Consider the following 19,552-nt stretch of genomic DNA (forward strand, 5'->3'; position numbering starts at 1 on the left):
CCCTTATCTAGGTAGTTCGATTTGTTTGTTATCGCGCGATTCTTTGTACAGGATGATTGTGTTACCGATGACTTGTACAAGCTCACTTCCCGTTTCACGGGCAACTTCTTCTGCCATCTCTTTTCTGTCCTCGTCATTGTTGTTCAATACTTGCACTTTCATCAACTCGCGCTTCTCAATCGCATCTTCGATGTGATGGAACAGGTGCTCGTTGGTTCCACCTTTACCAATCTGAAATACAGGGGTCAGGTGATGTGCCTGTGACCGCAAAAAGCGCTTTTGTTTACCGTTTAACATGGATACTCCATACTCCTTATGTTGAGCAGGCCCTGATCTACAGCGCAAAAACTGTCCGGACCTGACCATTCAATTATTATTTTTCAATGGTGAAAATGATCACTGAGTACACACGGTGACTCCGATTGCAGTACCATCTTCCGATCGCTGTTATCCCCAGATTTTTCTGATCCCTTTTCACAAAGGGAAAATCCGGTGATAGCTTATGCTTCCGAAGCAGCTTTCTTGCAGAAAGCTTTTAAGCGACCACTTCGTTTCTTCAGATTGGTTCTGTACTCGTCGTCTGCCTGTACTCTTAATATCATTTTCACACTTCAAAACTGTTCAGTACTGCTCGTCTCATCGTCTCCACAGGAGCCGGAATGCCGAGCCAATGCTCAAAGGCCACTGCGCCCTGGTATACAAACATCCCCAGACCACCGTGCACCGTGCATCCTCGCATCCGTGACTCCCGAAGCAGACGGGTCTCCAACGGATTGTAGATCAGATCACTCACCGCTGCTCCTTCACGGATCAGTGCAGGATCAACCGGTACGTCATCAACATGTGGGTGCATTCCGGCAGCCGTTGTGTTAATCACGATATCAGCCGTAGCCAGTACCGTTGCAGCGTCTTCCATGCCACTGCCCGAGATTTCTCCCAAGCCATGGCCTCGTAAATCCGAAGCAAGTGCAATAGCTCTGTCCGCTGTACGGTTCAGAATGTGGATCTGTTCAGGCTTCTCCAGTGCAAGTGCGTATATGACGCCTCTCGCTGCTCCACCTGCTCCCAGTACAGCAATACGTTTGCCTGCAATCTCAGGCACTGCCTCTTCCTTCAGGGATCGGACATAGCCAATACCATCTGTATTGTACCCTGTCAGTGTTCCACCTTCATTAACGATGGTATTCACCGCACCAATCAGGCGAGCACTTTCATCGATCACATCCAGATACTGCATCACCTGCTCTTTGTGCGGGATGGTAACATTGACACCACGATAGCCAAGTGCCACAATTCCCCGAACTGCCGCTTCCAGTTGATCCGGATGAACATGCAGTGGCATATACATTCCATTCACTTCTTCAGCCTGCAGAGCCGCATTGTGCATTGCCGGAGACTTGGAGTGAGCAATCGGATCACCCATAACACCAAGCAACACGGGAAGTGAAGAGTTGAAATTGTTCTGCTCAGACATAGGTCCGCCTCCGATCCATCTGATGTACAGCTTCTGAGATTACTAGATCAAGGATGGGCGGATCTGTACACGAATGCCTTTTGGAGCATGAACAGCAACAAGCGCTCCAATATCGCCATTAACCTTAATCCAGCCCAGACCCGAGATGAATACATCCGATTGACTGCCGCGTTTGATGCGGAATTCATGTCTGGTCCATTCAGCCATCTCTGCTGCATCCTCACGGGTTGGCGGAGACAACAATTCTCCCAGGTGGTCGCGGTACAGATCATCTGCACGCTCCAGCTTCGTCCGGTGAATATCAAGCGCAGTGCTAATAAAACAAGTGAACGACTGGCGATCACCTTCCACAAAGTCAAATCGAGCCATGCCGCCGAAGAACAGCGTCTGACCGGAATTCAGCTGATACACAGCCGGTTTAAGCGGTTTTTCCGGCATGATGGCAGCGAGATCCTTACGTGAAACAATCTCGCTGAAACGCCATGGATACACGATTCCAGGCGTATCAATAATATATTTTCCATCATCCAACGGAATGTTCACCATATCCAACGTTGTTCCCGGATAGCGGGATGTGGTCAGTTCCTGCTCCAGATCGCTGTAATCACGGATCAGACGGTTAATCAGTGTGGATTTACCCACATTGGTACCACCAACCACGTACACGTCACGATCTTCGCGATACGTTCCTACAAGCTCAAGCAGTCGGTCGAAGCCCTGATTTTGCTTTGCACTGCACAAGACTACATCCACGGTACGCAAACCCTGTTCTTTGGCTTGCTTCTGTACCCAGTTGCGAACCTTGTTCCAGTTGGTAACTTTCGGAAGCAAGTCCGTTTTGTTTACAGCAAGCAATACCGGATTGTTGCCTACAAAACGTTGCAGACCGGAGATAATACTGCCATCAAAGTCAAACAAATCAACGATATGGATGACAAGTGCATCCTTATCCCCGATTTTGCTAAGCAGCGCCAGGAATTCGTCCTGATCCACCGTAACGGATGATGACTCATTGTAGTTTTTGATGCGGAAACAGCGCTGGCATATAACCGGTTCACGATCCAATGCCTTCTCGGGGATAAACCCTGGTAATTCCGAATTTTCTGTTTGCAGATGCACGCCGCATCCGCTGCACCTTACGGCAAGATTGCCGTTATGCGGTTCTGTCATTTCTTCTTTTCCTCCTCAAGCCATAAGCCTTTCCTGCGTAAACTCGTTAGAGCAATCCGTTCCACGCGTCGATTGAAGCGGGTCATAAATCCTTCGTCCCCAATGGAGATTGGCAGTACCAGAACGGTATATAACCCCATTCGGTTCCCTCCATAAACGTCCGTAAGCATCTGATCGCCTACTACAATCGTGTTTTCAGGAGATAACTCCATCATTTTCATTGCTCTACGAAACGGTACATTCGATGGTTTGCGTGCACTATGCACAAACTGGATATCCAGCGGGGTCGCAAACAGGGATACACGATTCAAATTGTTATTGGACACAATCATCAGCTTGAAACCTGCCTCTTTCACACGTGCAAACCATTCAATCAGTTCGGGCGTAGCGTCAGGGGCTTTGGCTCCAACGAGTGTGTTATCCAGATCAGTTATAATTCCACGGTAGCCTTGAGCGTACAGCTCTTCCAGATTAATGTCAAAAACCGTGTCTACACGCAGCTTGGGCATTAACATTTTAAACAAAGAAGTCACCTCAGTTTCATACGACACACTATATCACAAATCCGTCTTTCCTGAAAATGCATACAGCGCCTGATGGCATAGGAAAAAAGGAAAACGGGACGGGCAACAACTATGCCCGTTCCGCTTTCAGTTCCTTCCGCAGCTTCAAGGCAGTCTGATAGACGGCCTTCCAGTCGTCGGCTTTTACGGACGCCGGACTGTAACGAGTCTGTTCAAACTTCGTGAGAAGCTCATACAATGTTGCTTCTGCAGCAGGTTTTGCCTGGCTCCAGCGGGCTACCGATTCACGAAGTGTCTCGTCTCCGCTCCGGGTCAACCCTTTGCGTTTCACATACTGAATCCAACGCTCTGTCTCTGCCACTACCTTCTGTTCAGGGGTGAGCGGTCCACCTGTCCGTAAACGAAGCAGGAAGAATCGCATGGAGAAACGATTACGCCAAAACATATAGGCTACCCACAATACTATAATGGCTCCTGCAGCCCAGATAACAAAAGTCGGGATGGCAGACGATGTCTGCTCAGGTGCAGGGGTCTGCTCTTCCTCTTGTACCGGCTCCTCTTCTGGCTCTTCTTCTGGCTCATCTACAGGCTGTACATCAGGCTGTTCCGTTAGCAGCGGCATATCAAAGCCCGGCGTTGCTTCAACAGGAATCCATCCATACTCACCAAAGTAAACCTCTGCCCAGGAGTGTGCATCTGCATTGGTAACGGTGTAGGTCGTCTCAATCTCCGCGCCAGGTTGACGTGGAGCCTGCATGTCCGAATTCAGGGACAGTTGTCCAGGCGCATAACCTTTAACCCACCTTGCAGGAATGCCCTCCGAGCGCGCCATCATCACCAGCGCAGTCGAGAAGTAATCACAGTAGCCTTCCATAATATCGAACAGGAAACCTTCCACAAAGTCGCCGCTTACTTTTCGAGATAAATCCGGATTGTTCGTGTATTCAAAGTTAGTTTGTAAATAGTTTTGCAGTAATGCCACTTTTTCATACGGAGTATTCGCAGATGCCGTTATCTCGGCTGCCAGATTCGACACCCGGTCAGGGAAACGGGATGGTAACTGCAAGTACATATCATCTGCCGGATTACTGTTATACAGATCTTCAAATGACTTTGTACGAAGCTCATCTTCCACAATCACAGGGGCTTCCGATACGATAGTATATGTCTTGGGATACTGTGGTTGCTGACGGTCTGTCACCACATGCAGTTCAGCCTGTTCGGCATTCCACAGCATCCGTTCCGTTCTGTCCTCACCGTTAATCGAACTGACTTCCGAGATCGAATAAGCACCAAAGAGAATCGGATAGACATTGTCATTCAGCATCGTGACGTTCTGAATCACTTGTTTGGTATTCACATTTCCGGATTCAACGTTCTCCAGAGGCTGTCCGGCTTGAACATTCTCTGTCGCACCTCGTCCACGGTCATCCCAGCCTGTGCCTGTATATTCTGCACGTGTCTCACCGCGCCAGTAACTACGCTCATTGGTGGTGACAGACATGACAGGGGTATAGTCGAAGTTGAATCCTCCACCAAGCTGATTGTCTTCCCTGCTGTATCCCGATTCGGTAGCTGCCGGAATATCAAGGTTTCCATTACCAGCCTGACTTGTGGAAGTTCCGGTGTAGTTACGCCACGCTGTATACGGGTCCGTCAAGGTGGGTGGAATCTCCGGCATATTAACGCTGGCTACAATGATCAAAGAAAAGATAATGGCAATATTGGCCAGGACTTTATAAGGATAACGGATGATTCGTTTCCAACCTTGTGGATACTGTAGCTGATAGTTACGGAAATGCTGGCATACGAGCCATCCCATCCCCGCAAACATCACCCAGGCAATTTCAATCCAGAGTGGAATCTGGGTGAAAGAATCGAGAATCCCCATCGAAATGATGTTAACTCCCAGAAAAACAAGAATGCGACGTGTTGTGGTCACGAGTCGAAGCGCAGCTTCAAGCATCACCCATGCACACAGGGAGAACCAGATGTACGGCGTCATGTGTAATATGAATTGCTCCGCTCGGTCTGTTAAAGAGCCATAAGGGATGTACACCGTATAATCGATCAGCGTTTTATGCAAAATGTAACCAACAACGACCGCCTTGATCATCGCGCGATATATCATTTTGAAGGGCAGAATGACCTCCAGCACACTGACCGCAGCAAGTGTCCATAACACCAGAGAAGTGGTCTCCGTGTACCACGATTCCTGCGTAAATGAAATCCACTGCATTCCAATGAGGAAAATCCAGAGCAATGACGCTGCATGATACCAGGATCGTTTGCCTGCAACACTTTCATTTCCTTTTGAACTCATACAGAACCTCCCCCCATCACCGTTGGAAGCTCCTGCAAGTGAGAAACCGTGAATGACCTCGTGCCTCTTCCACGCAACATGGCATTCCACTCGGCACTCCGGCGAGATTCACTGGTATCGATCAGAATATGACATGGAGTCATGCCCCGCGTATCGGCCCAGCGCAACAGTTCCATTATTTTTTCATCCTTCTGGGGAGAAATCACGACAAAGTAAGCTCCCTGAGGCAGTTGACGTGCGATTCTTTCCACGCCGGGCAACAGATGGGTATCCTGACCGTTATATTGAATATCCACCAGATGATGCATCATCTTCTGTCGTTCCATGAGACTTTCACTGGGGGCCATGAAGGATGTCTGGTCTGACAATGTCAACAACCCCATCCCCATTCGTTCCCTAACGCCATACTCCAGCAGAGAGGCAGCCGTGGACACGGCAATTTCGAATGCATCCCCATGTTCATAACTTGATGCAAGTGCATCCAGAACCAGAATGGTTTTGGGCACAGACTCATGTTCAAACTCCTTGGACTTCCAGTTCCCTGTCTTTGCCGTTGCATTCCAGTGAATGCGGGAAAGTCGATCTCCGTATACGTAGTCACGCACACCATTGATCTGAGTAGTCTCTCTCCGTGAACGGGTTAGCGCCGTCTGAGGACCGGATAACCGTGATTTGCGGTCGTAGAGCTGCCAATATGGTATAAATACCGTTCTTGGCAGTACGCGAAACTCACCTTTGGCCTTAAACTTTCCTCGATGTTCAATCAGTCCAAATATGTCCTCGCTGGCACATTCCGTTTCTGAAAAAACATATTTCCCCCGCTCCAGTGGAGGTGTCTGGAATGATAACTCGCCATTACCTCGCATATTGGGGATCAAACTTTCCTTAAACGACCACGATTCTCCATTATGCCGATGCAGCATTTCACGTACAACCACATAGGGAAGCGGGAGAAATCCCGGAATCGTCAGACTCAGCTGTACTTGAACCTGGTCACCCGCATGCAGCAATTCTTCGTGGTCTGGACCAGAAAATAACTTACGCACTCCTTGAGCACGTCTTACTCCGCTAAATCCAGCAATGGCAAGATACACACAGAGCAGGGTCACCATCGACAGCAGCATAAGGGATGTCTTCCCGCCCTGAAACAAAACATAAGCCAGACAGCACATCCACACCATTGCGATGCTCCATACGCGTGGGTGGCGCAGCCCTCTATTGACTGTTCTCAAAAGCGGCTTCATGAACTATTGCCCCATGGAGACGGGCACGCGTACTTGCTGGAGTACGGCATTCAAAACAGCCTCGGAACTCATACTGTCCAGTCTCGATTCGGGACGAAGCACAATACGATGAGAGATCACATAAGGGGCCATCGTTTTCACATCATCCGGAAGCACATAATCACGTTCCTGCAAGAAAGCAAAGGCTTTTACGGCCATCATGAACGATATAGCTGCCCGTGGGCTGGCACCCAGCAATACAGATGGGTGGGAGCGGGTTTGACGAACAACATCCAGCAAATAGTCCATAACCGGATCACCGATAAAGACCTCTTTAATCTCCTGTTGGATTGCCGAGATCTGGTCCATATGAGTCACGGATTCAAGACGATCTACAGGCTGACCGAGCTGATGCTGTTTCAATAGGATTTTCTCAATTTCCTTATCGGGATAACCGAGACTTATTTTCAACATAAACCGGTCGAGTTGTGCTTCCGGCAATGTGTACGTACCTTCAAAATCAATCGGATTCTGAGTTGCACAGAGCATGAATGGATGTGGCAGATCATACGTATCGCCATCAACGGTTACACTGCGCTCCTCCATCACTTCGAGCAGAGCCGATTGAGTTTTCGTTGTGGCCCGGTTAATCTCATCAGCTAGCAAAATGTTAGTCATGACAGGACCTGGCCGGAAATAAAAACGCTCATCCTTCGGATGGAACACAGATACGCCCGTAATATCACTAGGTAAAATATCAGGATTACATTGAATGCGTCGGTACTCACCGCGCATGGATTTCGACAGCGCCTTGATTAACTGCGTTTTACCAGTTCCCGGTACGTCTTCAATCAGAACGTGCCCACCTGCAAGCAAAGCTGTAAGTAAAAGTTGAATTTCAAAGGATTTCCCCATAATGCAGGATTCCAGATTCGAACGAACTGCGGATATGATTTGGATCGACTCTTTGCGCACAGGCATGTGGTCTAACCTCCTAAAAAAGCATACAGATTTCCTTTTATTGTACATGATCCACGGGCGTGAGTACACTCGAAGGAACTCACAATTTGTTTCCAGCCCGTCAGATTCACCGCAGTTCTCGCATGAATACGACAAAAAAGGCCCAGATAAAAGTTATCCGGAGCCTCTGCTGAATCCACTATGTTCAATGGCTCTGCCATATCATGTTATCCTTTTGGCCGTACCACCAGTGCCGCAAGAAAAGAAAAGATGATCGCTGACGATATTCCCGCCGCAGTAAGATCAAAGATCCCGGTAATCACTCCAATCCATCCCTCTTTCTCAAGTTCAGTCAATGCCCCATGTACCAAAGAGTTACCGAAACTTGTGATGGGCACAGAAGCACCTGCACCTGCAAACTTGACCAACGGATCATAGAGACCGAGTGCATCAGCAACCGCCCCTGCCACAACTAGTGTACTCATGGTATGTGCCGGTGTCAGTTTGACACCATCCATTAGAAGCTGTCCTACAACACAGATCAAACCGCCAACGATAAATGCCCACAGGAACTGCATTCCATTTATCCCTCCTTTTCTATAGCTACTGCATGTGCAATACAGGGAATACTTTCACCCTGTTGGTACGAGAGCGGAGACAAAAGCGCCCCAGTAGCAACAACCAGCACCCGTTTGAGATCACCCTTCTGCATCCGATTCAAAATGTGACCGTAGGTTACCGTGGCAGAACACCCGCAGCCACTGCCCCCGGCAACAACATATGGCTGTTTCTCCCGATCATAGATCATCAGACCGCAATCATTGAATACCGTCTGTTCCATGGGAATGCCTTCTTTTTGCAGAAGTTCTTTTGTAATAGGCAGACCGACGGAAGCCAGATCCCCAGTCACAATGAGATCATAATAGCCGGGTTCCAATCCCGTATCCCTGAAATGAGAGATTATAGTGTCGGCTGCTGCTGGTGCCATGGCTGAACCCATATTAAAGGGATCTTTGATGCCCAAGTCCATAATGCGTCCAATGGTGGCTTTGGTAACAACGGGACCATCACCAGTACGGGAGACCACACCACACCCTGCTCCTGTGACGGTATATTGCGCATAAGGCGGCTTTTGGGAGCCATACTCCGTCGGATAACGAAATTGTTTTTCCACCGTACAGTTGTGGCTCACCGTTCCTGCAAGGACATAATCTCCAGCTCCGGAGTCAACAATCATGGACGCTAACGCTAACGTTTCCATGGAAGTAGAGCAGGCTCCAAAGACACCCAAGTAAGGCACACCCAGTTTTCGCGCTGAAAAGGAACTGCTGATAATCTGATTCATCAGATCTCCACCAACAAAAAAGTGAAGTTCTTCCTTGGTGATATTTGCATTAACCAAAGCCAGTTGGGAGGCCTGTTCGAGCAGTTTGCGTTCTCCCTTTTCCCACGTTTTCTCGCCGATCTCGAGGCTGTCATAGACATAATCGAAATCAGATGACAGTGGACCCTCGCCTTCTTCTGGTCCTACAACTGTAGCTTTACCGATAATTCGCGGACGATTTTCAAACTGCCACGTTTGACGACCCAATCGCTTCATAGGTGTCCACCTCCAAATCCCAAAAAGGCGTAAACGATCCCTACGATAAATGCGGCTACGACACCAAACACGATAACGGAACCAGCAAGTTTAAACATGTTGGCCCCTACACCGAGCACCAGTCCTTCAGCACGATGTTCCAGTGCAGCAGAACACATGGAATTGGCAAATCCGGTAACCGGCACAGCCGTTCCTGCTCCTGCCCATTGAGCCATTTTATCGTAAACGCCGAGACAAGTTAGAATAACCGATATAAGAATCATGACCGCCACCGTAGGACTGGAAGCTTCCTTCGATGTCATGTCGAAACCGGCCATAAAAGCCTCTTGAATGACCTGTCCAATCAAACAGACGGTACCCCCAACCAGAAATGCCTTGAGGCAATTCTTCAGGATTGGACGAGGCGGCTCATGTTTTTTTGCAACTTTTTTGTACTCCTTTTCATCCATGGACAGGGACGATGATTTTTTTTCGCTTCCGGATGCAGATTGAGCTGGCAAGATACAAGACCTCCTCTATGTGAAAATGGTTCAAAGCTACGGCTGAATGCCAATGTGTGTAATCCTATATTCATTGTTTGTTAATAATCGGAAGGTTATGTATCCGGCGACAGACAGCATATGTTTCCAACAAGATCATGTTGTGGAAGCAGGATACGAATACGCCGGATCTGATGACTTTTAGCTACGTTCTATAAATAAAGAAGAACAATCACGAGCAAGATAAAAAGAACAATAAACAGTACTTTTTCCGTGCCCTCTTCTGGAGGCTTCATTGGATATTTAGCTCCTTCCTGTAAACAGACCAACGAATATTGAATATAAAGAACTTCACAAAATGATGACATCTCCTCTATATATTCATATTCATTGAAGTGGCATCAGGACTGCGACTACAGCGGATAGAATCATGAAACTTGGACACGGCAAACGCCCAAAATATGCCTTAAATACGTGACATAAACATGGACAATCACTTGCGCAAGGTTCATACTGTAATGTGACCAGTGGTTAAATAACAAGTCCTCAGCATATTAAAATGCGTGTTCAAAAAGTCTTGTTTTCAGTACCGAGAAGTTTGAATGAAAATAAAAATGGACTTTTTGAACTACATCTTAAAGGACAACAGGCGGGTAGCCGTTCTACTGTGACCTGAAATACATACCAACAGAGGAGTTGTTGACACATGAATGAAAAAACGATGGATATGTTTCGTACGTTGACGGAATTTCCTTCCGCATCCGGTTTTGAACGTGAGCTTCGCGGCTGGATGAAAGATAAGCTTTCCGCTTATACTGACGAGTTCGTCCAGGATCGCCTGGGGAGTCTATTTGGTGTATTACGGGGGGAGGAATCCGGTCCTAAAGTTATGGTAGCCGGACACTTTGACGAAGTTGGTTTCATGACTACAGGCATTACCGAAACAGGTATGATCAAGTTCCGTCCACTGGGTGGATGGTGGAGTCAGGCTGTACTGTCACAACGACTGGAAATCATCACACCAGATCGCCGGATTATCGGAGTTGTAGGTTCTACACCTACTCACTTGCTGGACGAGTCCCAGCGTAACAAACCTGTTGATCTGAATTCCATGTATCTCGATATTGGAGCAGACAACCGTGCGGAAGCAGAATCCTGGGGCATTCATCCAGGGATGCAGATCGTGCCAATCTGTGAATTCACACCTATGGCGAACCCGAAAAAAATCATGGCCAAAGCGTGGGATAATCGTTACGGCGTAGGACTTGCACTTGAACTGGTTGAAGCACTGCACAAGGAAAAACTGCCTAACACGCTATATGCTGGCGCAACGGTTCAGGAAGAACTGGGGCTTCGCGGTGCACGTACGGCTGCCAATCTGATTCAGCCTGATATCTTCTTCGCACTTGACTGTAGCGCGGCGAATGATATGACAGGTGACAAACAGTCATTTGGACATATCGGAGAAGGCGCATTGCTTCGTATCTTTGACCCAGGCATGTTCACCCATCGCGGAATGGTGGAATATGTTCAAGACACGGCTTCATCCAATCAGATCAAAATGCAGTATTTCATCTCGCCAGGCGGTACCGATGCAGGTCAAGTTCACCTGAGTGGAATTGGTGTACCATCAACAGTGATTGGTATCTGCGCACGTTATATCCACACCTCTTCTTCCATCATTCATACGGATGACTACGATGCGGCCAAAGAACTGATCGTGAAACTGGTCAAAGGTCTGGATCGGACAACGATGAATACCATTATTAATAACGCGTAGTTCGGTTAAACGGAAAGTCCATAAATATGATGTACCTGAAAGAGATGTCCCGTCAGATCGGGATGTCTCTTTTTTTGTAATCAACTAGATTAATAGGTCGAACATTATGGAGAATGCACACATAAGATATACGATAATGGAAGATCAAGAACCAAACACCAACCAGTGGGGGACCTGTTATGGCAGTGGGAAGGAACGGAAAATCAAATAAAGGTTCTAACAAAAAACCAAACGCTGCTAACACCCTCCTTAATGGAAGCCTCAAAGGGAAAAATCTCGAACTGATTGTAGCGGCGCTATTGGTGAGCGGAAAGTTAAGAGTGGATGCCGTCACGTTGTTTCGTGAGGCTACATTGGTTGTAGAATTGGTTGGTCAATATAAAACACTTCAAAAGGTCACACCCTCGAATTCAGATAAACTGGTACAATTCCTGGATGAAACTGGCGGCGATATGACGCTTAATGATGTTATACAGGCATTTCAACAGAGGATCAATTCTTAATGGCCAAGAAATGAGGTGCATGTCATGTCCGAGTTTGACGGAATCGGATTTGCCGAGCTGTTAATTGTGCTTATTCTTATTGTTTTATTTGCATTTGGATCTTCTGATCTTGACGGTTTATCAAGCACGCCAACAACGAGTTGACCCCCATAATCCTCTCATGGCTTACAGGTAAAAGAACAAAAAAGAAATACCAGTCCTTAGACAGGACTGGTATTTGGTCATTACAGAAATAATGGCGAGAACGCAAACCACGCCAAAATGAGTGTGAGCACAATGCAGACATTCTCCACAACGGCTCCATGCTTCGTTCCTGTGCTCATCAGATTGGCTCGTATACGGAACTTAAATGGTGGTAACGGACGAATGCCCCGATTGGTTAATGAATCGGCCAACAGGTGCATAACATACGCCGTACCTCCCGCTACCCAGATTTCCGGTCCCTGTTGCTGGGTCGTGCTGTAGAGTAAACCAGCCCATACCGCAGTTCCATATAAGGTATGCGTCAATCCCCTATGAGTTAGCGTGGTACACAGCATAAGCAGGCTGCCTGCAATCAGATTCCACGGGGCAAATGCGTGACCGTAGAACACCAGACCGAGTCCAATGGCAAACATCAGCACTTTGCGAAGCGAACGCGAAGGCAGGAATGACACAAGCGCAATGAGGATCGCAAGCAACAGGTTCCATGGTTTGGCATGAACATAGAAGTACACAAAGACAGCTGTGGGCAACAGAATCGTCTGTAACAACCTGATCAGACTGTTAGGCAAGGCTCTGGATACCAGCAGCGAATTCGGCTCATCAATGTCAGGCAATAACGAACCAATCAGAGCAACCGTAACTGCCGGCGCAGTCACCGGCATACCGGCCAACTGCAGAACAGAAAGCGACACGCCTGTCCCGATAATAAGGTGGGATCTTCCCATCATGATGCAAAAACGTCCTTTCGAAGAAATCGGGAACAATACGGCCCAGTACCGATTTTACAACGAAAACAAAATAAGAACAATAGTTCGCATTTCTTATTTTAGTGAAGATCAATTTATCAACAACACGATGCGGGAATCGCTATCCTTTCATACAACATGGCTTCACACGCCATCGCTGTATCTTTCAGACAGCACAACGGCAGATTCCAGACTGGTCATTTGTAGTGCAGCAGTACGTGCCTCAGCAAAAGCCTCTCTCGCCAAATCTGACAAAACCTGTCCCGGAGGCATCTCCAGAAAAAGTCTTCCTCCCAGTTCATAAATTAGCGTGGACACCTCATCCCAACGAACGGGATGTGCAATGTTGGTTGCAAGATCCTGTCCAATGTCATTGGCCGTCCGCAGTACACGTCCTCTGACGTTGCCCGCGTAAGGAATAAGAGGTTCATTCATTTGGATATGACCGATGGCTTCCGTTAACTTCAAGGAAACGGGGTCCAGCAGCTTGCAGTGGGATGGCACGTTCATATTCAGCCGTATGGCTTTACGGGCTCCATTTTTAAGGCATACAGCGAGAACGGTGTCGATCGCCTCCAGTTTGCCTGCGATCGAAATCTGGGTAGGTGCATTCAGATTCGAGATGTACACCGGATTCTCTTCAGTATGAATCTGATTCACCACAACCTCTACCTCACGCCGAAGAAGTCCGGTCACAACGCCCATGCCATAACCTTCGGGGTAAGCTGTCATCATGCCTTCACCTCGTAACCGGACCAACGGCAACGTGTCCTTGAGCGTTATTGCGCCCGATATAACCGCTGCCGCAAAAGCCCCAGCAGAATGACCCGCAACATAGGCCGGCTTCACGCCTTCCTCCTGAAGGGCACGAGCCACAGCAACGCCGCTGATGCATAATGCCAGTTGCACGTGGTCGGTTGTTTCCAGTGATGCCTGTGTATCTAGTTCCAGCACGTCCATGTTCAGAATCTCACTGGCCTCATGCAGTGTCGCCTGAATTGCCGGATGAGAGGGTAATTCATGGAGCATGCCTGGACGCTGAGTTCCCTGACCAGGGAATAAGAAGACTACGCTCATCCATTTCTCCTCCCTTATTTCGAAATCTCCCAAGGATCATTCGCAAGTATAGGACCTGAGCAGGTTTTTAACATCACCTGCGAGCCCCCTCTGGCCCACTCCGCCAGCGAAAACGATCCTGCCGCAGTTTCTGCCTGTATATCCAGCCGAACTCCGCTCCATTTACCGGAGATGCTCAAATGTGTAGTTAGCTTTTCCAGCAGTTCTGTTGCCTGCTCAGGTGAAAGTGGTTGGGGTAAACGAAGAATCAGATCCAGATCGCTTTCCGGACGCGTGACCTCTTGCCCTGTAGCCAGCTCAAATCCAACACTGCCTCCCGGACCCCAGATCCGTTCCGTCCTGCTCCAAAGTTCAGCAACCTGCTGCAACATAACGATCGCAGGAATATTCCAACGTTCTTCCGGGAGTTTATACCATGCTTGATCTGCCACCAACTGCTCTGGGCTCACCCTGGCAATTACATCGTCCGCGGAGACGGAGGCGGCCCAGCGTAAATGCCGCTCTGGCCCCCGGACGCCAACTGGAATGTTCCCCGTCGTTTGCTCTGTCCTGCGAACAACAACCCAAGGGTTCTTGCTCACAATGATGGTGACCCACTCTGGAACCGGCTGTTCTCCCCTCAGCACAGCATTCCCGTGAATCTTTAACAGGTCATGCACTTGAAAAGGTCTGGCTATTGGTTCCACTGCTCCTTCAGCAGCTTGCGCACATGAACGGAAGCTGCACGACCAGACTGAGCCGCCTCGGAGGTCAGACGGGAACGGAGGTCCACCGGGGACTGTCGTATCTCCTGAATGGTATCCGTAAGAATATGCTGAACCTTCTCCACATCAGACGGATCGGGTGAGGATGCATTAATCCCATCAACCAGTTGGTGGAGGGCACCCAATTTGGCAAAAGACTGCACATCATATGCGGCCCCTGGCACTTTGGTCGCTGCTTCATTAAGCTCATCAATACTGCGACGAGTGATGCGCGCGGCCGATTGTTTGGACATGACCTGAACCGTAACTTCTGGGTCATTAAAGGCGATAAGACGATTGGACTGCATTCCGTGTGCCAGGAAAGCACCGGAGATTGCGTTGCCCACAATCAGGGCAATCACCGGATGACCTGCTAATCGAGCCGATGCATAAGCATCCGCTGCTGCTGCGCAAGCCAGGTGTATGCCTAGCAGTTCCTCACGATAACCATAGGCCTGACTTGGTACATCAACGATCGCTACAATTGTACGGCGCTGACCATCTTGATCTGCTTCCATGGCTTCTCGCACGTAAGCTGCAATACTCCAGCCCTCATCCAGCCCCACTTCGCCGTTGCGGGCACGAACAAATCTGGCATTGGGATCAGGAACAACCGATATAAATCTGACGTTTTCCTCACCAATCCGTCCATCTGCGCACAGCACAGAAGGAGCTTCTCCCTGTCTGATGTCTCCATGATCCGCCAGCAGGTGGAACCACTTTTCTCCCCGTGTACCTGATGCATTGGAACTGGAGGCCCATCCTTGACGAAGCTGCTCCAGCTTCTCTGCGCCCGTCTCGTCCTTGCGATTCTTCCACATCTCGCGCACATCTTCCGGCTTGAGATCCTCTGCGCTGCCAATCTCGGCAAGCAGATGCTGATAGAGCTTCACTTGTGCGCTCCGGTTTATTTTTTTGACACCTTGCTCAAATGAATCCCGAATAGCTTGTTTAATCTGGCCGATATCATCTTCAACCAACTGATCTGCAAATCCGGCTTCTACACGCTGTTTGCCACCCACCATAGACCAGATCTTTTGTTTGTCACCCGAATCGAGTTCGGCGATGCCTGCCTCTTGTTCAATAACCTCTGACCCGTTCAGCTGCATGCGGCCCTGACGTGTCATAATCAGATGACTGGACAAACCTGCTGCACAGATCGACATCCCGCCGTAACAGCCAATCATCCCCGAGATCACACTGACAACAGGTGTATGCGGACGCAAAGCAACAATCGCTGCCCCAATCTCGGCAATAGCCAGCAGACCATAATTCCCCTCTTGCAGACGTACCCCGCCGGTTTCAAGCAATAACACTGGACGTGTCGGCACACCCTGTTCATGATCCTGCAACGCCAGCTCCAGAGCCCCGGCAATTTTGGCACCACATACCTCGCCGATACCGCCCCCCTGGAATGCACCCTCAAGCGCAATAACAACAGCAGGTTGTCCATCAATGGTTCCCCGGGCGGTGACCACACCGTCATCACTTTGCGGGACGATGCCCTGAAGCGGAAGATGGGGGGATTCCACACGCTGAAATGGATCAATCAATTCGCGGAATGTGCCCTCATCCAATACCGACTTGGCACGATCACGCGCACGCAGCTCAATGAAACTCTCTTTTACCGCCATCCATTCTGCCTTATTGTTCATGGGTCAGCACCTCCATCGCTTGGGCCAAACGCAGATTCACAACACCTGGTGTTGCGCCGAAATCATTGATTTGGATCGATAGTGCCACGTCGTGCTTTTGAAAAAAACGGTCCAATCCTGCCCGCCAAATATCGCCAAATCCTTTGGCCGTTGTTCGGATCTCGACATGTGCCTGCCCGTCCGCAGACGGTTCCATCAACAACTCCAGATCTCCTGAACCAGCCACCCCGACATGGGCTTTACCTTCCAGCTTACGTGATGTTTTATATTTAAAAGTCATGGTTTCCATGGTGTCCTGCACCTCCAAATTGTTTCTGTTACAACTGATGCGTTGCATGTGGCCATGCACCTAGCTCGGTTGACGCACTCTGATGTATGCGGTCGAGAAACAAGACCGCAGCCAGCAAGTCCGCGCTTCCGCCAGGTGAAGCGCCAATCCCGACAAGGCGGCTGCCCAGTTGCTCCAGGGCAGCCATGCCTTCGGCGGTGCCGCTGCCTCCCAGCGACAGCACGGTGGCGGCACCGCTTCTTGCGGCGGCGAGGGCTTCGTGCCCGCCGCGGTGCAGCAGGCAAGTATCTTCGAGACTTGCCATGATGGACAGGAGCGCATCCAGACGCGCCTGCGTCTCTGTGCGCCCTGCACTCCGGGCTGCATATAGCGCTGGCAGCCCGATGTCCACGACGTGCGGGAAGCCTGCTTCGGCTTCTTCCCGCGCGCCGCGTGCGCCGTAGCGGCGCTGCACACGCTGCCCGTTCGACGACCGCTGCTGCGGAGCATGCCGGTCGGGCAGCCGGGCAAGCGCCCCGGCGACGGCTGCAATCTCAGCCGTGCTGGAGCCGGGCCCGCTCACCGCGGCAGCGCCGGTGAGCAACCCGAGTGCCCACACAGCTCCGCGATGTGTGTTGGTTCCGCCTGTGGCTGCGAGCATACTGGCTTCGCCGTCACGCCCAATCGCAGCCAGGCGTTCACGCAGCGATTGATCCGCAGCCTGTGCCCATCCTGCCTCACCCATCGCTGTAAAAGCAGGCCGCAGCGCCCGTGCCGAGCGGCGCATCAGCTCCACGTTCAGATCTGTATGTGCGCCATTGTCACGCAGATCAACAAGACCCGGCTTTGGCGTCAACTCCGCCTCATCAATCAACGCCTGCACGGCCAGTTCACCGAGCAGCACGCCGCATCTCTGTGCTGCCAAACTGGCCAAAGCCAGCTTCATCGGCTTTAATTCCTGCCACATAGGGACAGGTGTATTCCTCTTAGGGCTTACCAACTGCGGAACTTGGATGGTGGATTGTACAGTCCACCGGACCATTCCACCAGCTCCTCGACACTTTTGGCTGCCAGAAGCGACCGCTTGGCATCCGTGCGGCGAATGTCCAGCTGTTCCGGGAACGCAATCAGTCCGTCACTGATCAGACGTTCATTCAAGCTTGCATCATGAGCCTGTCCGAGCGGAGTAACACCGGCAACCGCAGCGAGCGCGAGTTTGCGTTCTTCGATGTTCTGTGCTTTGTACAGATAGGCAATCCCCTCTTCCGTCACCACATGTGTCACATCATCACCATAGATCATGACAGGAGCAACGGGCAGATGAGCTTCCTGACCGACATGAATGGCATCCAGAGAATCTACAAAGGTTGGCCGCTCTCCGTTCTGGAATGTTTCCACCATCTGTACGACCAATTTTTTACCCCGAACCAGCGGCCCATCTCCATTCATCATGTTCAGCCAGGCTTCGGTATCATGTCTGCGTCCATGTGGGTCATGTCCCATATTGGGCGCGCCGCCGAATCCGCTAAGACGACCAGAGGTCACCGTTGATGAGTTGCCCTCGGGATCGATTTGCAATGTTGAACCAATAAACATATCTACCGCATACTGACCTGCCACTTGGCAGAGTGCACGGTTAGAACGCATAGAGCCATCAGGTCCTGTGAAAAATACGTCCGGACGAGCAGCTGTATACTTCTCCATCCCTACCTCGCCGCCAAAAGAATGGACACTTTCAATCCAGCCACTCTCAATAGCCGGAATTAATGTGGGATGGGGATTCAGCGCCCAGTGTTTGCATATCTTGCCGCGCAGTCCAAGTGACTCCCCGTAAGTCGGAAGCAATAATTCAATGGCCGCCGTATTAAACCCAATGCCGTGATTCAGCGATTGAACGTTATGTTTGGCGTATATACCTTTGATCGCCATCATGCCCATGAGAATATGAGTCTCTTTGATCTGGCGCGGGTCCCGTGTAAACAGAGCTTCCAACTGGTAAGGCCGATCCGATTCAACAACCAGATCTACCCATGCGCCGGGAATATCTATCCGTGGAACCTCATCCACCAGTTCATTCACTTGTACAATGACGATTCCGTTACGGAAGGCTGCTGCTTCGATAATGGTTGGTGTTTCCTCCGTATTGGCTCCGGTGTACAGGTTCCCCTGACGGTCTGCTTTATCCGCCGCCACGAGCACAACATTTGGAATCAAATCAATGAACAGTCGGCCATATAACTCCAGATAGGTGTGAATCGAGCCAATCTCGATACTGTTATCCTCAATCATCTGCGACATGCGGAGACTTTGTGAACCCGAATAGGAAAAATCAAGCTTGGAAGCGATCTTCTTTTCAAAGATGTCCAGATGATCCGGACGTGAAATACTCGACATAATCATGTGTAACTGATTGACCTTCTCCGGATCGACCTGAACCAGTGCAGCGGACAAAAAACTGGCCTGTTTCTGATTATTTCCTTCCAGTACAACACGATCACCCGGTCGGATGAGCAACTCAAGTGCATTTACAATTTGCTCTGTCGGCAGTACCTTTCCCTTGAGTAAAGACTCTACCTTCTGCATTCTGCTATGTTTCTCATCTCTTCTGGTCGTCCAGCTTGATGGGCCCAAGGGCTGTTGCTGCTGTTTGGTCGTACTCATCTCTGACCAGCCTCCCTTAACTATGATTTAATGTTCATCTGCCATTTGGTTTCATTATCATGTTCTGTCATTCAGTCTGAAATTCGTTCATTCACATGCGTTACAGGTTTTATTTTACTCCTCACATTAATAATGTATAATATATAATTATACATATATACA

19 protein-coding genes are annotated in these 19,552 nt (G+C 49.6%); 2 read left to right on the forward strand and 17 right to left on the reverse strand.

The window, feature by feature from the left end:
- Positions 1 to 3 precede the first annotated feature (3 nt).
- From yhbY to spoVAC, 10 genes are all read right to left on the reverse strand, one after another.
- Positions 4 to 297 (reverse strand): ribosome assembly RNA-binding protein YhbY, encoded by a 294-nt coding sequence (gene yhbY / locus QVE09_RS13700; RefSeq protein ID WP_315937191.1) that lies wholly within the window; start codon positions 295 to 297, stop codon positions 4 to 6.
- Positions 298 to 604: 307 nt separating this feature from the next.
- Positions 605 to 1,474 (reverse strand): shikimate dehydrogenase, encoded by an 870-nt coding sequence (gene aroE, locus QVE09_RS13705; protein WP_315937192.1) that lies wholly within the window; start codon positions 1,472 to 1,474, stop codon positions 605 to 607.
- 42 nt (positions 1,475 to 1,516) lie between these two features.
- Positions 1,517 to 2,644, reverse strand: coding sequence for a ribosome biogenesis GTPase YqeH (yqeH, locus tag QVE09_RS13710; protein ID WP_017687184.1), 1,128 nt, complete (start codon positions 2,642 to 2,644; stop codon positions 1,517 to 1,519).
- Positions 2,641 to 3,168 carry a YqeG family HAD IIIA-type phosphatase gene (locus QVE09_RS13715; RefSeq protein WP_036615148.1) on the reverse strand — a complete coding sequence of 176 codons (528 nt, stop codon included), beginning with the start codon at positions 3,166 to 3,168 and terminating at the stop codon, positions 2,641 to 2,643. The genes yqeH and QVE09_RS13715 overlap by 4 nt, the downstream gene beginning before the upstream one ends.
- Before the next feature lie 109 nt (positions 3,169 to 3,277).
- A complete protein-coding gene (locus QVE09_RS13720; protein ID WP_315937193.1) occupies positions 3,278 to 5,491 on the reverse strand; it encodes a DUF4129 domain-containing transglutaminase family protein in 2,214 nt (737 codons plus the stop codon).
- Positions 5,488 to 6,735, reverse strand: a complete 1,248-nt coding sequence (locus QVE09_RS13725) for a DUF58 domain-containing protein (protein ID WP_397387036.1) — start codon at positions 6,733 to 6,735, stop codon at positions 5,488 to 5,490. Before QVE09_RS13725 ends, QVE09_RS13720 begins: the two co-directional genes overlap by 4 nt.
- 3 nt (positions 6,736 to 6,738) lie before the next feature.
- The gene (locus QVE09_RS13730) at positions 6,739 to 7,695 is read right to left on the reverse strand and encodes an AAA family ATPase (RefSeq protein WP_036615157.1); all 957 of its coding nucleotides are present in this window, start codon (positions 7,693 to 7,695) and stop codon (positions 6,739 to 6,741) included.
- A gap of 206 nt (positions 7,696 to 7,901) precedes the next feature.
- A complete protein-coding gene (gene spoVAE, locus QVE09_RS13735) occupies positions 7,902 to 8,252 on the reverse strand; it encodes a stage V sporulation protein AE (RefSeq protein ID WP_091028336.1) in 351 nt (116 codons plus the stop codon).
- A 5-nt stretch (positions 8,253 to 8,257) separates the two neighbouring features.
- Positions 8,258 to 9,274: a stage V sporulation protein AD gene (gene spoVAD, locus QVE09_RS13740; RefSeq protein WP_315937194.1), complete on the reverse strand. Its 1,017-nt coding sequence runs from the start codon at positions 9,272 to 9,274 to the stop codon at positions 8,258 to 8,260.
- Positions 9,271 to 9,774, reverse strand: coding sequence for a stage V sporulation protein AC (gene spoVAC / locus QVE09_RS13745; RefSeq protein ID WP_397387037.1), 504 nt, complete (start codon positions 9,772 to 9,774; stop codon positions 9,271 to 9,273). Before spoVAC ends, spoVAD begins: the two co-directional genes overlap by 4 nt.
- 685 nt (positions 9,775 to 10,459) lie before the next feature.
- On the opposite strand from spoVAC, the gene QVE09_RS13750 reads away from it, so the two are divergent.
- Together QVE09_RS13750 and QVE09_RS13755 are read left to right on the forward strand one after the other, a co-directional pair.
- Positions 10,460 to 11,533 carry a M42 family metallopeptidase gene (locus QVE09_RS13750; RefSeq protein WP_315937195.1) on the forward strand — a complete coding sequence of 358 codons (1,074 nt, stop codon included), beginning with the start codon at positions 10,460 to 10,462 and terminating at the stop codon, positions 11,531 to 11,533.
- A 179-nt stretch (positions 11,534 to 11,712) separates the two neighbouring features.
- Complete coding sequence (locus tag QVE09_RS13755; protein ID WP_074095924.1) at positions 11,713 to 12,036, forward strand: hypothetical protein; 324 nt, start codon at positions 11,713 to 11,715, stop codon at positions 12,034 to 12,036.
- 224 nt (positions 12,037 to 12,260) lie between these two features.
- Here QVE09_RS13755 and QVE09_RS13760 read toward each other — a convergent pair whose 3' ends face one another.
- The 7 genes from QVE09_RS13760 to mdcA all read right to left on the reverse strand — a co-directional run bounded on the left by QVE09_RS13760 (position 12,261) and on the right by mdcA (position 19,390).
- Entirely contained in the window at positions 12,261 to 12,968 is a 708-nt protein-coding gene (locus QVE09_RS13760) for a metal-dependent hydrolase (protein ID WP_315937196.1), read from the reverse strand.
- Between the two features lie 162 nt (positions 12,969 to 13,130).
- On the reverse strand, positions 13,131 to 14,063 hold the full coding sequence (locus QVE09_RS13765) for an ACP S-malonyltransferase (protein ID WP_315937197.1): 933 nt from the start codon (positions 14,061 to 14,063) through the stop codon (positions 13,131 to 13,133).
- A 14-nt stretch (positions 14,064 to 14,077) separates the two neighbouring features.
- Positions 14,078 to 14,749 (reverse strand): malonate decarboxylase holo-ACP synthase, encoded by a 672-nt coding sequence (locus QVE09_RS13770; RefSeq protein ID WP_315937198.1) that lies wholly within the window; start codon positions 14,747 to 14,749, stop codon positions 14,078 to 14,080.
- Entirely contained in the window at positions 14,737 to 16,461 is a 1,725-nt protein-coding gene (locus QVE09_RS13775) for a biotin-independent malonate decarboxylase subunit beta (RefSeq protein ID WP_315937199.1), read from the reverse strand. The genes QVE09_RS13770 and QVE09_RS13775 overlap by 13 nt, the downstream gene beginning before the upstream one ends.
- Positions 16,451 to 16,750: a malonate decarboxylase subunit delta gene (locus QVE09_RS13780; RefSeq protein ID WP_315937200.1), complete on the reverse strand. Its 300-nt coding sequence runs from the start codon at positions 16,748 to 16,750 to the stop codon at positions 16,451 to 16,453. Before QVE09_RS13780 ends, QVE09_RS13775 begins: the two co-directional genes overlap by 11 nt.
- A gap of 28 nt (positions 16,751 to 16,778) precedes the next feature.
- Positions 16,779 to 17,696: a triphosphoribosyl-dephospho-CoA synthase gene (locus QVE09_RS13785; protein ID WP_315937201.1), complete on the reverse strand. Its 918-nt coding sequence runs from the start codon at positions 17,694 to 17,696 to the stop codon at positions 16,779 to 16,781.
- 26 nt (positions 17,697 to 17,722) lie between these two features.
- A complete protein-coding gene (gene mdcA / locus QVE09_RS13790) occupies positions 17,723 to 19,390 on the reverse strand; it encodes a malonate decarboxylase subunit alpha (protein WP_315937202.1) in 1,668 nt (555 codons plus the stop codon).
- Between the last annotated feature and the right edge of the window lie 162 nt (positions 19,391 to 19,552).

The sequence above is a fragment of the Paenibacillus sp. ClWae2A genome (assembly GCF_032452295.1).
GTDB lineage: Bacteria > Bacillota > Bacilli > Paenibacillales > Paenibacillaceae > Paenibacillus.

What these genes read in the sequence shown, in the direction of transcription:
- yhbY (WP_315937191.1), bottom strand. Translation starts at nt 297, where the DNA reads ATGTTAAACGGTAAACAAAAGCGCTTTTTGCGGTCACAGGCACATCAC.
- aroE (WP_315937192.1), bottom strand. Translation starts at nt 1,474, where the DNA reads ATGTCTGAGCAGAACAATTTCAACTCTTCACTTCCCGTGTTGCTTGGT.
- yqeH (WP_017687184.1), bottom strand. Translation starts at nt 2,644, where the DNA reads ATGACAGAACCGCATAACGGCAATCTTGCCGTAAGGTGCAGCGGATGC.
- QVE09_RS13720 (WP_315937193.1), bottom strand. Translation starts at nt 5,491, where the DNA reads ATGAGTTCAAAAGGAAATGAAAGTGTTGCAGGCAAACGATCCTGGTAT.
- QVE09_RS13725 (WP_397387036.1), bottom strand. Translation starts at nt 6,735, where the DNA reads ATGAAGCCGCTTTTGAGAACAGTCAATAGAGGGCTGCGCCACCCACGC.
- QVE09_RS13730 (WP_036615157.1), bottom strand. Translation starts at nt 7,695, where the DNA reads ATGCCTGTGCGCAAAGAGTCGATCCAAATCATATCCGCAGTTCGTTCG.
- spoVAE (WP_091028336.1), bottom strand. Translation starts at nt 8,252, where the DNA reads ATGCAGTTCCTGTGGGCATTTATCGTTGGCGGTTTGATCTGTGTTGTA.
- spoVAD (WP_315937194.1), bottom strand. Translation starts at nt 9,274, where the DNA reads ATGAAGCGATTGGGTCGTCAAACGTGGCAGTTTGAAAATCGTCCGCGA.
- QVE09_RS13750 (WP_315937195.1), top strand. Translation starts at nt 10,460, where the DNA reads ATGAATGAAAAAACGATGGATATGTTTCGTACGTTGACGGAATTTCCT.
- QVE09_RS13755 (WP_074095924.1), top strand. Translation starts at nt 11,713, where the DNA reads ATGGCAGTGGGAAGGAACGGAAAATCAAATAAAGGTTCTAACAAAAAA.
- QVE09_RS13760 (WP_315937196.1), bottom strand. Translation starts at nt 12,968, where the DNA reads ATGATGGGAAGATCCCACCTTATTATCGGGACAGGCGTGTCGCTTTCT.
- QVE09_RS13765 (WP_315937197.1), bottom strand. Translation starts at nt 14,063, where the DNA reads ATGAGCGTAGTCTTCTTATTCCCTGGTCAGGGAACTCAGCGTCCAGGC.
- QVE09_RS13775 (WP_315937199.1), bottom strand. Translation starts at nt 16,461, where the DNA reads ATGAACAATAAGGCAGAATGGATGGCGGTAAAAGAGAGTTTCATTGAG.
- QVE09_RS13780 (WP_315937200.1), bottom strand. Translation starts at nt 16,750, where the DNA reads ATGGAAACCATGACTTTTAAATATAAAACATCACGTAAGCTGGAAGGT.
- QVE09_RS13785 (WP_315937201.1), bottom strand. Translation starts at nt 17,696, where the DNA reads ATGTGGCAGGAATTAAAGCCGATGAAGCTGGCTTTGGCCAGTTTGGCA.
- mdcA (WP_315937202.1), bottom strand. Translation starts at nt 19,390, where the DNA reads ATGAGTACGACCAAACAGCAGCAACAGCCCTTGGGCCCATCAAGCTGG.